The sequence below is a fragment of the Reinekea sp. genome (assembly GCF_982785585.1).
In genome coordinates, this window is record NZ_CEYAVF010000002.1 from 37,589 (window position 1) to 52,580 (window position 14,992).

Genomic DNA, 14,992 nt, shown 5'->3' on the forward strand with positions numbered 1-14,992 from the left:
TTACGGATCTTCACGGGGCTTGCAAGCTTTTTTCAAAAAAATCAGACTTATCAGTGGCTTAGCCCATCATTGCGGGTCAAGGTTGGCTAGGACCAGGCTGCCATAAACCTCGAATTGACGGGGCTATGTCTGCCTATTCAGACCGAGGGATCCACCAGGGCCAGTGCCCTCTCGGCCAGCCGATGCTGCAATGTTAGGGACAATCCCTTATGGGCTTTTTGCAATAAATAGGTCAACTTAACCTGATCCGAGCGTTTTAAGCGTGGCAAGCGCAACCTCATGTTGCTGCGAATCAATCGAATATCTTGCCGGTCGGCATGGCTTCGCAACGCGATCGGGTCGTAAAAAATCTAAGATGCGGCCCAATAGGGCGAAGTATCTTGAGTCGGAGTGGTCCTTAAAGATGCTTACTGATCTCAATGGCTTGGGCTCGCTTATTGATATTCAATTTGCGATACAGTCGACGAATATGGCTTTTCACGGTCGAAACCGCTATATGCATGCTGGTGCCTATTTCATCGTTGTTCAAACCTTCGCCGATCAGCAACAACACCTGAACTTCTTTCGGCGTCACTAGATCATGGGCATTGGCATGCTGCCGATTCAGGCTGTCCAGTATACCATCCAATTGTTGAGCCACATTGCCGCTATCGAGCGCACTGTGACTAAACCAAACATTCCAGTCCGGCCAATCTCGCTGAAGATTCTCCGCACAGAATAGGGTACTTAACCAGATGGATTGGAGTGGTTTCAATTCACTGAACTTGGGCATTTCGGCGGCCCAAATCCGCAAACCTTCATTATCATTAAGCCATAGGGCTAAGAGCAATTTGTTTTTAAAGGCTTGCAGCGTTAATCCAACTCGCTCTGCGGCAACAATAAGCCGCCTCAATTGGGCGATCGCTTGCACCTTATCGCCGGCAAGGTAATGTCGAATCGCATAGGCGCGTTGATAGTGTTGGTAAAAATGGTTTTCAGGCGCACAAACCAAGTGTTTTTGGCGCCAAATACAATTAGGTTCAAATTCCAATATCCCGCTGCTTTGACAGGCGAGCAGGAATTCATTGGCATGGGCCAACCAATCGGTATGGTATTCGTAATTTTGCAGCAGATAGTTGACCTGAAAGGCCAAATTGCGCGCACTTTCCGTCTGCCCTCGCCACAGCGCGATCTGTCCGCGCTGGACATGGATATTTAACAAACCATAGTTACCCAGTGGTTCAATAACCTGCTCGCTCTTGAGCAGTAGCCGATCGGCCTGGGCAAGATCACCCTGTTCAAGCAGCAGCTGGGTTCTATTGCGGTATAAGAACTCCATATGGGGCACGTCTTCTATACAATTGTCATGCGCCATATTGATCGCATCGAGTTGCACCTCCAATGCCATGGTAATTTTGCCCCATGCCGCATAGACATCGGATATTAGGCACATGGACCATAACCGCTGTTGGACCAGACCGTGATCAAAGGCCAGTTTTTCCGCCTCTTTGAGCAGCGACAGCGCATTACTCAATTCACCTCGACAGAGGGCACTCTGACCCAGAACCGAATAGGTTACGGTACGCGATACGAAGCTGTCCGGTTTGAGGTGTTTCATGCCCTGCTCCGCCAGGTTTTTAGCCAACTCAAACTCCTCAACATTGTTTGCGGCTTGCGCTTGAGCGACTATGTGTTCGGCCCACAACTCCGGATAGTCTTCGCCCCCGGCATCGGGCAACAGCTTGGCGACCTCGTCCTCTCGATAGGTGGCTAACAACACCCAGGCCTTTAACAAGGACAGCTTACGATTTTGTTTGGTCGCATCCAGGCTGACGTAATGAAACATTTTAGTCAGAGTGGCAAATTGCCCGCGCTGATAGAGCTCAACCCCGGCGCTCTCCAAGACCATGAGGATGTATTTTTGTTCCTTAAGATGCAGACAGTGTTGCACCGCTTCGATGGTTAAGCCGTTGTTTAAAAAGGTGTGAATCAGATTCTCTTGCAGTTGATCCCAGTGATCTTTGCAGCCCGCCTGTAACTTCTTAATTAGGCAGTCACGGAATATATCTTGCAATCGATACCAGCGTTCCTGCCCCTGTACGCGATAAATAAAGAGCTGGCGTTGCTCCAGCTCGTAGATATAGGTTTCGCTGTCAGACTGTCGCACCAGACTATCGCAGAGAGCGGCGTTAAATTGCTCAAAAACACAAATATTAAGGAGGAAAAATTGTATTTTTTCCGGTTGCTGATAGACCACCTCATTTAGAATAAAGGAATCAACCTCGAACGCGCCCTGCCCCAACCGACCCGAGGCATCGATAAGATCAGTTGTGGAATGAGCGTTATGTGAAATTAATTGCATCGCCGCTGGCCAACCACTGGTCTTCTCAACTAGTTCTTGTACCACGTTGACCGGCACATCAAAGTTTAAATTCTGCTTCAAAAAATCTGCCGCCTCGGCCTCATTAAAAGCCAATTGGGTCGAGCCAATTTCAATCAACTGGCCCTTGACCCTAAAACTCGACAAGGCAAATGGGGGTTCATTTTGACAACATAGTATGACGTGAATTTGCACCGGTAACATTTTCAACCAGTGCCGCAATGCCTGAATAATAATCGGATCCGTTATGGATTGAATGTCATCTAGGATCATAAAGAAGGGCGTGGTAGCGAGCGCAATCTCCATCATCGCTTTCGATAACAGGCTGTGCAGATTGGCATATTCTTGCTGTTGCACTAAGGCCAAACTCTGCGGGCAGCCGCTGTTACTGGCCTGGTGCAGAGCCTGTATAAGATGATTGGCAAAATAGCTGGGATCGTTATCATTGATGTCTAAGGAGTACCAACCATAGGTCAATTGGCGCTGACGCAACCAGCTGACTACCAGTGTGCTCTTACCAAAACCAGCAGGCGAATAGATACAGGTCAAGGGATTGACCTGGCTCTGGTCTAGCAGTAAAAACAACCGTTCTCGCACCAATAATTTTTGATTGATCGATGGACAGATGAGCTTATAGGGTTGAATCCAGAGGCTCTGATTGGCTTTTTTTTTCAGAGGCATCGAATTAGTCACACATATTTATGTGATTTTATTCTAAGCAACTCCGGACCCTTTAGGCAGTAGCAAAAACTTTGCAGAGGGAAACTCCTTGTAAAGAAGGTGGAGAAATTGAGCGCGATCATGCCACCCATCCTTTTGGTTTGGACAAAGGAAATATATTTAAAATAATGTGCTCTGAGGCGCTCGCCACCTTGCCAATGCTTGCTCAATTGGCTTTGTCGCGCGACCGTCTGCTTGTTTATTGGCCACAACCTTGCTTTCGCTGGGCCATTCTTGCTCAGTGCTTCTGCAAGCCAATCTGTTGGGGGTTTTAATAACTGCATCCCGATCAGGTTTTGAACTGAGCTTTAATAGCTTTTTGTTATTATTATATTACCAAGCGCTATATCAAAATATTGCCAGAGTATCGTTCAATGATCGGTAGCTGTATTCCTCCTTAGGGGGCGCAATTGCAGGCGGAAGCCCAGGCATTTTTCTGCACCAGAGCCAAAACCTCTCGCCTATGTATGGGTCAGGCCCCGAAAGCTGGTTTCGGGGCCTAGAGTCACGATCGACAATTAACCCACACTGACTTGAGTTGATTTCTCAATCTAACGGGCCGAGTTAAAAACTAGCACCGGTCGCACCATCATCCGCACCGATGTTAAAGACATTATCAGGGCCCCCTTGCCATTCAGAGATCACCCAAGAATTCTCATCGGCTTTCACGCATTTCCATTGGACGACGGTGTTTTTTGGTAGACGCATCGTCTCGCTATCGGTCCAAGTTGGGTAGTTCATCGGTTCCAGTTTTTGCTTAACGCTGACAATCGCCCAATTACCCAAAGCAGGAACATTACCGACTATATATACACTGGTACCCAGCCGCGTCAGACCATTATTGCAACTAAAGTTAACGTTAACGGTTTCGGTCGGTCGGATATCGCCAATTAATTCATAGGACAGATTAGCATCATTGAAACGAATGCTATAGGTACCCGAATTACGGATAACTATATCCTTACCAGAACGTTCGGCGATTAGGTCGGCGTTATTGTCGCCATAATTTTCCACCCAGTTACTGAAGCGGTCAAATTTAAAGCGCGGCAGCCCGTTGTTATCGCCACTATCGAACACCACGCCGTCTATCTGCCAGATGTTATCGCCCATACAGGTCATAGGGCTGCTGCCCCATTGGTTCACGGTACCGCGCAGATTCAGTGCGTCAAAATTGCAATCTTCAGGTGGCGGTGGTGGCAGGGAGCCGATTGGGGCGCCAACATGAATTGCTGAGGCCGTCATGGGTGGTACATTAAAGGCTGCTAAACCGCTACCGTCTACACTTACTGAAGCACCGGTACAGCTTTGGCCAACAAAGTCATAAGAACCTTGGGTGACATCACAGTAGTTACCTTCGGGTAATCCGGTTGAAAAGGTCTGATTCAATGCAGACCCTTCTCGGTTGATCACCACGAAGGCTCGACTCTCACCGGTGTCAGTCTGACGGGCAAAGGCAATCTGATTGCCATCATTATGCCAACTGTGACCGATATTCCACGCATCTTGGCTGTAGTTATTGAAGCCCACCATGCCGGCGATGGCGTGCCATTGGTGCTCGCAGACCCAACCATTGCCACAGGCCACATCTTGGGTCGCCCCGTCGTTGGCAGGAGGGCCCATCCAATCGTTGATATCTTTGCGTTTCAATTGCCCATTCTCGTTATACTCGATCACGTTTCGAGGCCAGTCATAGCTGGACATCACCTTGGGTGACCCATAGGGCCATGCCAGCATAAAGACATTGGCCAAGTTATACACTCCGCCGTCATAATAGTTGGTAACGATGCCGCCGATAGAGTTGTTATCTGTGCTGGTCCAGTAGCCGTTACCATGACCACGTTGATTGTCGTGATTATCGGTAAACACCACCGCATAGGCACTGTCGACCAAACCCCAACCGGCGCTGCCTATTGGGAAATCATATAGCAGGTAGTCGGCCAAGGTGCCGTTACCATCGTCTCTGAATTTTTCACCGATGCGTTTACCATAACTGAATTCGGTAACCTGCATTCTTTTTCCCTTAACGGTAAACATGAACTCATCGATGCCTACTGCTTCGTTCGGTCCACCACCTATTACTTCCTGATATACAACCGGGCGCTGATTGGCCGAAAACCAGTTCGCCTCAGAACGAAGATCATGCATACCGGAATAGATACTGTCCAATTCACTCGCTTTAACATGTTTAGCGGCATCGATGCGGAAGCCGGCCACGCCCATATCGATTAGACTGTTAAAGTAGCGGATTATTTTACCCCGAACATCCTCGTTCTCGGTGGCTAAATCTGGCAGTCCGCCTTCTGCAATCCAGCAATTTTGAATTTCATCGGCGGAAACAAAGGGTTGGTTCCAATTTATCTCACACCAAGGATGAAAATCGTTTTGGGAAAAAACTACCGCGCCATCCGAATCATCGAACAATCGATAGTTTAGATTGCCAAATGGGGTACCGTTTGAACCGATGCCTGAGTCACCCGCCATATGGTTGATAATGGCATCAACATAGACCTTAACGCCGTGGTCTTGCCAGCAGGTCGTGACCATTTGTTGGAACTCACCGAGCGTACCGCTGCGACTGCGACCTAATTCATAGCTGACCGGTTGATAGCGTTGCCACCAAGGATATTGCTCTGTGTTGGTGTTGATCACGGCATGTTCATTGGGCGGAGACACTTGAATGGCGCCATAGCCCTTAGATTCCAAAAAAGCACATTCGTTTTGGATATCGGTCCATTTCCATTCAAATAGATGTACCGTCACATCTTTCGCCGGTGGTGCCTGCATGGCAAAAGCCATTGCGCCGGTAAAGGCTGCCAAACCCAACACACTGATTGATGTTCTTATTCTGTTTTTCATAATTTCATTAGCCTTTTGTTTTTGTATTGATTGCGGCCAAACCTTGTTGGCTGCACCCGGGGTTCCGAACTCTAATGTACCAAGATTCCGGTCCGGCAACGGTCACAAATAGGGTCACTTTTTTATGCCCTGTTCCCTACCTGAACACAATCTATGACCCGATCCAATTCAAGCCACTTCAGCCAGTGACTTATAGCGACTGCGTGCAGCTCCACGACCACTGACACCCAATTTCCGGTATATTTTGGTCAATTGATTCTTAACCGTCCCCAAACATAAATTCAAATGATCGGCAATGTCTTCATTGGTCATCCCCTTAGCAACACACTGCAGTAATTGCCATTCCCTAGGCGACAAGCCTAGATTTTGTGTCTGCTCCGGTTGGGCTCGATCTTGGCGAACCACCCGCGTCTTGACCCTATTGCCCCAGATCGCATGAATACGAGAAATAAAGGTCGACTGAAAACGTTGAATGGTGAAATTACTCTTGAACAGCGGCTCCAACCAAGATGGATGATACGCTAAGGGTTCGGCCAAATTATTGGCTTGACTGAAGAGTCCTATGCACTTAAATATCCACGGCATACGCTGATCGGTCGGCTCATGAAAATCTATTAGGGCATACAGCAACACCGCCATAGGGCCCACAGTAGGCCATATGGCAAGCCATTTTTCTAACTGAAGATCGGTGAAATCAACCCATTTGGGTTGCACCTCAATATCGTGTTGTTGCAGGACCAGATAGGCAAAAATCAAATTGCGCAAATGCAGTAATTCATCGGCCCCTTGAGGATGAACAACAGGCTGATTGTGCCGGCTGTACCACTGACTAATGGCATGGATCTGTTCAGTTTGATGCCAATGATTCAACAGCGTCTGTTCTGCCCTAACCAGCACATGGGGGTGTTGGGCACGCAATAAGGCTCGTTCAATCATCTCGACCGTTGGGCTAATATCATAGTGGTATTGGGAATCGACCCAGCATCTCAATCGATGCAATTCCAGCCGCAGCATATTGATCGGCAGACCGTCGATATCGCCTATTAATAAACAACGTTGTTCCAGCTCATTTAAAAAGGGCTCGGCCTCATAGGTGCGCAATTCGCGTAGCAACTGCTCGCAATGGGCGCGCAATAAACACTCATAAGAAAACAATGCCATGCCATTCTTTTCACGTGCGAACTGTATGGCTGCAAACCGTACATTGGTAGCGAGGTTTATTTGCCCCATTTGGGTCATCACCTGGGCTCGTTGATGGCGGTGCCACAACACAGAAGAGAGCAGATCAGATTGCATGGCGACCAGTTCACCCTGCTGAAAATAGTGCAATGCCTCCGCCAGATCCCCGCTCAGCATGGCCACCTCACCCAATACGCCGAGCGCCTGAGTTTGATAATAGTCGGGTAATTCACAAACATTGTCTCGAATTCTGTTGGCAAAGGCCTGCGCTCGTTCGAGGTCCGATTTGCGCATTATGGCCTGAGCTTCTACACACTCGATCCAGACCCGATACTGCCGTTGTTTATCGCACGTTAAGGTCTTCAACAGCCGATAGGACTGGTCGATTTTGGACTGCAAGATCTTTTCCGGCTGGAGGGTATGAGCGGCCAGATCAATGAACAGCAGATCTATATTTTCTTCAATCGGCGTGTGTTGACGAACCAAGGCAAGGGCTTCGCGCAGTAGGTTAGCCTTGCCCGATTCCTGGACTTGCCGACCGGTACGGATCAGACGAGTTATGATCTGTGCCGGATTATCCAATTGCAGGGCAAAATTTAGACCATCGGCCCAACGCCCTGTGCGATCGGCCCAGGCTAATAGGCGTAATAGCTCTAGGCGAGAAATTTTTTTCCGAGCAGTGCCATGCTGCAGTGCTTTTCGGACCAAGGAGGGCCAGCGAAAGTGATATTGAAAACCATAGTGCTGTAATTGAATCAGAAAGCCCGTGTCGACCAGTTCCTTTACAATTTCGGCGTCATGGCCGCGAAAGCAGGTCAATAATTCAGAGTCGAATTCGGGCACTTCTACTAGGAGGTTGGCAAACTGCAGCGCTGCAGGGCTCAAGCTGTGACTCATAACTTCCTTGATATAGCGGATTAACACCTGCTCTTGCAAACAGAAGTCATTTTCCTGTTTCTCCTGCTGCACCATTAAACCTAGCAACACTGGCCAGCCCTCACATGCGTTAACCAACTGCATGCGGTGATTGTCTTGGCGCCATGTTGGCGGCACGACGGTTGCCGTTTCCACGCTGTTAAAACGCAGGGCCGGGGCGGTGAATATCTGGATATTGCCCTGACAGAGCAGCCGCTGACTGGGCCGAGCAACACCATTGAGGCCATTTATTAGGATCTTGTGTTGGCTGGGCAAATATTGGGACAACTCATAGAACAGTTCGATAATACGGCCATCGTGTTGAGGGGTGAGGCCATCGACGACCAGTAAAAAGGGTTTGAGAATGAGATGCAATCGATCACCGATTTGTATTGCCAATTTGGCAACGTCGTTATAGTCGGCCTTAAAAGAAAAACCGCCATCGACGGTGCGCGCCAAGTAGGCCAACAAAATACGCGCGCCCGATACGAAGTCCTCATGGTGTTCAGCATTAACCCAGATTCGGCTTTCCGTCCAAGTCTCATAGACATCCAGTGCGAGTGCTGTTTTGCCATAACCTGAGGGGGCTAACAGAACATTGAGCGGGGCGACACCATCAATAATCCTCGGACAGAGTTGACGTTTGATCAATTTACCGGTGACATTGACCGGTCGAAATATAACTGAATCCATGATTATCTCTCCTTCAATGCAATCTTAACCGTTACATAATCGATCAACATTGACGTGAACACTGCAAGTCCCACTGCCAATATGTCGTCCCTATCGAATTCCCATATTGTTAAAATTTAATGGCCAAATGTATTCCTCCCTAGGGGGCGGAATTTGCTCTGGGGTCGATCGAAACCCTCTAGACAAGGCGTCTATCTTGTATATGCCGTTACCATTGACTGCAAATTGAGAACCTATTCGGGCCATCAAAATGCCAGATTGGCTCAATACAATTCCGTCTGCTGAGGAGGAATACAAAATATTTAAAAGTATTAGGATGGTTACAAACCAACAATAACAAATAAGTACTTTATCTAACGCATCGAGCTGTTAACGCACGGACTGGTTAATCAAGTTGCCGCCCTAAAGTAGACCTTTCACCTCAATCAGACGGACCACCTTTGGTGTGCCAATCCCTGTTTTAACCGAACAATAGATCGGAGTTCGATATGACATTAAGATTTTCCCTGCTGCTTACCTTATTGGTAAGCCAAATGGCCAGCGCAGACTGGTATTTCCGTGGCACACCAAATCAATGGGCCGCTACAGCGCTGGATGACCGAGGCCAGGGTGTCTATGCCACCTGCCAAACCTTCGCTCAGGGCGATGGTCAAGGGAGCCCTCGTTTCAAGATTGATCGCTTTGCCAATTGGGCGGAAAACTACCCTTCTGCTGACTACGAGGTGTCCGCCAATAGCAGTGTTGAGATTCGCTTTAACGCCCTCAACCAAGCCATCGATAGCGTAACTGTCGCCAACTGTGACGATGAAAGTACGCAAGACAGTTGGTACTTTCGCGGCACCGCCAATGGCTGGTCCACCACGGCCATGCTCGATGCCGGTCAGAACAACTACGAAGTTAGGGTGAGTTTTGCTGGTGAAGCCGATAATGCTCGTTTTAAGATCGATCATCGCGGTGATTGGATTGAAAACTATCCCAATGCCGATATAGTCGTGGCTGACTTCACCACCTATGACATTCGCTTTAATTCGGTGACCAAAACTATTAGCGTGGCCGAGGTAGGGGGTGATGATTCGATACCCGCGCAAGTTAGCGCCCTACCCTCGCCGGGCACCTATAGCAACAGTCAACGTATTCGTCTTCAGGTGAGCGACAACAAAGACGCCCAGCCGAGCCTGTATTTTACGCTTGATGGCAGTCAGGCAACGCAGGACTCTGCGCTATATGTCGAGCAGATTTTCTCGGCGCACGATATCGGCAGTGGCGATGACCTAACGATTCGGACCCTCACGGTCGATGCCAGCGGGAATGAGGCGGAGCAACGGTTTGCCTATCAAATTGACCCGATCCAAACCGGTACAATCGACTTCCGTTCCGAAACCATTTACTTTGTTATGACCGCGCGTTTTTACGATGGCGACGCGTCGAATAACTATTACAACCGGGACCGGATCGAACCCAATGATCCCCAATGGCGCGGTGACTTTAAGGGCCTGATCGCCCAATTGGACTATATAAAGGACCTGGGCTTCACCGCTATCTGGGTGACCCCGCCAGTGGTCAACCGCAGCGGTTTGGATTACCACGGTTACCACGCTTACGACTGGACCCAGGTGGATCCTCGCCTCGAAAGCTCGGATGCGACCTACCAAGACTTTATCAATGCCGCCCATGCTTTGGGTATGAAGGTGGTGCAAGATGTGGTGATCAATCACTCCAGTCAGTATGGTATACGCGATCAGGTTTGGATCGACCATCTGCCGATCAAATACTATGTCCCGGCCGGCGCCGAACAAGGTTTGGTTGATAACGGCGCCTACCAGGGAAACCTAGGTGATTATCAAAGCACCTTTCGCGATGACAATGACAACTCCGTTGCACCCTTCTGGTTTAGCAGTCGCAACAGAATCGATGCCGAAGGGGTGCTGCCGCTCGTCGATCCCCTAACCGGCGTCACAGTGCCCAAAGCAGGCTACAACCCCGGTCGATTCTTTGGGATCGATGCCGCGACACTGGACCCGGACTGGTATCACCAAGACGGCTTTATGGCCGGCGGTGACTGGGAGAATCCGACCTCACTGCAAACCAAACATATGGCCGGGGACACCATCGATTTAGCGACCGGCAACCAGAATGTGAAGGACTACATCAATGGCGCTATGCACAAGTATTTGGCCATGGGCGTTGATGCGATCCGGCTCGATACCACCAAACACATTGAACGCAACGAGCTGCTGACCTATATAGAGGATTGGCAAACCTTTAAACCCGGCACCTTTGTCTTTGGCGAGGTCCTGGTCAAGGGTCTGGGCTTTGGCACCGAAATCGGTAACGACAATGGCCCTGCGGCGATCCGCCCTTGGTGGTACACCCGGACCGGCAATGACCCGGCCAATCCAAGCGGCGACTCGAACCTATCGGTACTCGACTTCCCGCTGTTCTCAACCTTTCGAGACAATGTGACCCATGGCTCATTGGGTGGCATCGGCGGCGCCCTCTCGATGGATTGGACCTATGCTGACCCGACTGAACTGGTGACCTTCTTTCAAAACCACGATGTCGGCCCGGACAATGACTTTAAATTCCGTTTCGGCGGTGCCGAGGCTAACGCGGCCCTTGCCTACAATCTGTTGTGGACCATAAGGGGCATTCCATCGCTCTACTATGGCGAAGAAATTATGTTTAAGGCCGGCTTTCCGCACGATATCCAGAGCAATGATGATACGGTCGCCGACACTGGTCGTGCCTACTATGGCGATCACCTGGACGACCGCGCAGCCACCCAAAGCCACCCACTTTATCAGCACATTAAACGCCTGAATCAAATCCGCCATGCCGTTCCTGCGTTGCAAATGGGCGTGATGGATAAGGTCAACGAATGGGGCTCGGGCATGAGCTTCGTGCGTGATTATAATAATCAAGAAAGCTACGCCGTAGTCGGCCTGGCCACCGGTAACGGCCAGAGTATCTCGGTGTCGGGCGTGCCCAACGGTACCTACCGTGATGCGGTGACCGGCAATACCATCAACGTCAACAATGGCACCCTGGCCTTTAATGTTCAGTCTAATTCGATCGGCGCCTATGTATTAGACGGCCCCGGTAAGGTTGGCGAACATGGACGTTATCTGCGCTAGCGAGAATAAGAAAAAAGAGCTATGAAAATAGCCAAAACTTATAAGCCCCTTTATTGGGGCTTTTTCTATCGGTCGCAGAACTATTTCGTAGAATGTTTTAGATGTAGTTCTCAATCTAGGAACATAATACCCACTTAGAAATCCAGGTTCGGTATACTTTTTCGCTCAGACAGTGTTCGGTCTATACTCCGGTCATCTATACTCCGGTCATTAGTTAAATCTGTCTGTTTTTACACCACAAAAAATACCTACAGGGCCGTAACAGACCTCACGAGCAAAGGATTGCTACTACAGTGCCATACCCTCTCAGACAACTAACCGGTCTGATGTTGCTGTTGCTTACGTTTATTTCTCGGTTGCCTGCAGCCGAGTCCATTCCGGTTTTCAATCAAATTTATTCTACAACGAACATGGGGCGACATCCGTCTGAGCACAATATGCTCTTGGCACCGCAACAGGCCGCCGAAGCGTTGGCCGGTCACCGTATCCAGAAACTGTTGGTCGGCCCTAGCTCGACCGACCTGGTCCAGGTCGATATGCGACAGGGCGCGACCGGAGCCTATATCACTTACCAGCAGTCCTACTCCGGGCTCCCCATTTGGAACTATGACTGGGTACTAGTGCTCGACACTAACGGTACCCCGACGCAGGCCTATGGTGAATTAGTCACCCATTTGGAACAAGACCTGCCGACGGTCGAGCATCTGTCCGTTCACGCACAACAAAGCCTAAGCGATGCCTTTATCCAAAAATATTATTCCGACGCAGAAAGGGTCTTCCGTAACCGAGAGTCGAGTCAGGTCATATTCCTCGACGCCAACCAAAAAGCCCATAACGCCCTGAAACTGTCTTTTTTCACCGATCTAGTTAATGCCAACAGCCAGCCTGAACGGCCCTTGGTGTTTATCGATGTCGACACAGGAGCGGTCATCGACCAGATGGACACTTTGTTCCACCTTATTGAAGTGGGGGGCGCTGGCCCGTCTGGCAATAGTAAGGAGCCCCGGCGGGACTTCGACTCCAGCCTAGATGGTCGGGACGGCAACAAACCGGCCACCTTTATACTTACCAAAGATAACAATAACCGCTGCCATATGGACGCACTCAATGTCGAAACCCGCACTTCAGCAAACCTCAAGGCACCGGGCAGCGCACCCTTTAATTTCGACTGCACACACTCCACTCGTAACGACTACCAGGCCATCAACGAGGCCAAATCACCACTCAATGACGCGCACTTTAATGCCCAGGTGACCCGCCGTATGTATCAGGCCTACCTGGGCGAAGCACCCTATCTCGATAGTAAAATCATCCAACATGTCCACTACGGCAACCGTTACGACAATGCGTTTTATGAGGATGGGCAACTCTATTACGGCGATGGCGATTATATATTTTATCCCATGACCAGCCTAGACGTGGTGTCACACGAAATTGCCCACGGCTATACGGCCAACTATGGTCGGGGTCCAGAGCGATTGTTGGTGTCCGGCCAAGCACGAGCGATAAACGAAGCTTTTTCCGACATGTCTGGCGAAGCCGCCGAGTTTTTCCTGACCGGCACTAATGATTGGATGAGCAGTCAAGCCAATTACAAGCTTGGTGATGCGCTGCGCTATCTCGACACACCTACCCGCGACGGCCGTTCAGTCGATCAACTCGATGATTTCCAAGAGCAAAACGGCGAACACTATAATGCCGGTATTTTTAACAAGGCCTTTCACCGGCTGGCGACCACCGAAACACCCTGGAATAGCCAATATGCCTTTACACTGTTTGCAATCGCCAATCAGCAATGCTGGCTTGCCAATACTACCTTTGTGCAGGCAGCAGACTGTGTGATACAACAAGCCGGGGTAATCGCTACGCGGTTGGACAACGACACCGTGCTAAAGCCCGACGGCAGTTATTGGACCACGAGCGAACTGCAAAACCAGATCCGTAAAGCCTTTGCGCAGGTGGGCATCGCACTGATCACGGCAACCGATCTGGAAAGTGAATTTTCCATGAGCAGCCGTTTTAACCGCGTCGAATTCACCAATACCTCTAGGCTAAACGGTTTTGCGTTGAACCCGGGCGACTGGCGCTACGAATGGGACTTTGGCGATGACTCGGCGCTAAGTTCTGAACTCAACCCGATCCACGAATTTTCCACCGACGGCCCCCACACCGTCAGCCTGACGGTGACGGAAAAAAATGGCTCGCGCCAAGACCGGTTCAGTCTGGTCGTCACCACCCACAACGATTACTGTGCCGCCTTCGGTAGCAGTTTCGACAAATACTTCGTACAGGCTACGCGCTTGCACAACCGATTAACCACCAGTGACAGTCGAGGCTACAGCGATTTCAGCGCCGACCTAATCGACCTTAACCAAGGCCAACCGTTGGACTATGAAATTATATCCGGCGACCATCCCGATACACTGGGTAAAGACAAAAAATATGAACTGTGGCTCGATATAAACGACGATGGCGAGTTTCAGTACATTGAAAGGCTTATGTCTCATTACAGCACAGACGGCAAGGTGAGCGGTGTAATCCAATACATCGGTGAGCTCAATAAAACCTACCGAGTGCGTCTACTCGTGTCTGGCCTCAACTCCGACAAATTGCCCTGTGGTACCTACAACTCCGCCGAAATTGAGGACTACAGCATCCGCTGGAGCGATTCGGAGCTTGACTTTGTTATCACAACACTGGTTCAGGAAAACGCCGTAGAATTCCGCAATGACACCCACGATAGCAGGGTAACTCGTTGGCACTGGGAATTTGGCGATGGCACGCAGTCGAGCGAGCCATCCCCTTACCATCCCTATGCCCGGAGTGGAGACTACTCCGTGTCCCTAACCGCCTATGACGTCGACGACGCAGAACTGGCCCGCTGGGATTCGACGGTGCCGGTCCGAAACCATACCCAAGCGACTATCGTAATTGATGACATTAGCGCTTTAACGGTCACCGTCTCGGCCAGCATGCTGCGCTACCCGATCGGCACACAACTGCTCTGGCATTTTGATGATGGCGCCACGGCCAACGCAGAATCGGCGGTCCATTCTTATGCCGCGAGTGGGCAATATGATATCAGCCTGACCCTAACCAACGCCGATTATCCCGGCGGTTTAACGGTTATTCAGCA

At 50.0% G+C, this 14,992-nt stretch carries 5 protein-coding genes; 2 read left to right on the plus strand and 3 right to left on the minus strand.

The features are described from left to right. Nucleotides 1-397: 397 nt before the first annotated feature. From AC4FIC_RS01295 to AC4FIC_RS01305, 3 genes are all read right to left on the minus strand, one after another. Nucleotides 398-3,040 carry a winged helix-turn-helix domain-containing protein gene (locus AC4FIC_RS01295; protein ID WP_273284741.1) on the minus strand — a complete coding sequence of 881 codons (2,643 nt, stop codon included), beginning with the start codon at nucleotides 3,038-3,040 and terminating at the stop codon, nucleotides 398-400. Nucleotides 3,041-3,643: 603 nt separating this feature from the next. Further along, nucleotides 3,644-5,935 carry an alpha amylase C-terminal domain-containing protein gene (locus AC4FIC_RS01300; protein WP_100256625.1) on the minus strand — a complete coding sequence of 764 codons (2,292 nt, stop codon included), beginning with the start codon at nucleotides 5,933-5,935 and terminating at the stop codon, nucleotides 3,644-3,646. Between the two features lie 168 nt (nucleotides 5,936-6,103). After that, nucleotides 6,104-8,722: a helix-turn-helix transcriptional regulator gene (locus AC4FIC_RS01305; RefSeq protein WP_100256624.1), complete on the minus strand. Its 2,619-nt coding sequence runs from the start codon at nucleotides 8,720-8,722 to the stop codon at nucleotides 6,104-6,106. Nucleotides 8,723-9,210: 488 nt separating this feature from the next. Between AC4FIC_RS01305 and AC4FIC_RS01310 the strand changes: the two genes are divergently transcribed. Together AC4FIC_RS01310 and AC4FIC_RS01315 are read left to right on the plus strand one after the other, a co-directional pair. Next, nucleotides 9,211-11,856, plus strand: coding sequence for an alpha-amylase family glycosyl hydrolase (locus tag AC4FIC_RS01310; protein ID WP_227003773.1), 2,646 nt, complete (start codon nucleotides 9,211-9,213; stop codon nucleotides 11,854-11,856). Nucleotides 11,857-12,293: 437 nt separating this feature from the next. Continuing rightward, nucleotides 12,294-14,992, plus strand: a 2,699-nt coding sequence (locus tag AC4FIC_RS01315; protein ID WP_476194725.1) for a PKD domain-containing protein, incomplete at its 3' end; no start/stop codon positions are given.

Coding starts and splice junctions, on each gene's coding strand:
- AC4FIC_RS01305 (WP_100256624.1), bottom strand. CDS start 8,722: ATGGATTCAGTTATATTTCGACCGGTCAATGTCACCGGTAAATTGATC.
- AC4FIC_RS01300 (WP_100256625.1), bottom strand. CDS start 5,935: ATGAAAAACAGAATAAGAACATCAATCAGTGTGTTGGGTTTGGCAGCC.
- AC4FIC_RS01310 (WP_227003773.1), top strand. CDS start 9,211: ATGACATTAAGATTTTCCCTGCTGCTTACCTTATTGGTAAGCCAAATG.
- AC4FIC_RS01295 (WP_273284741.1), bottom strand. CDS start 3,040: ATGCCTCTGAAAAAAAAAGCCAATCAGAGCCTCTGGATTCAACCCTAT.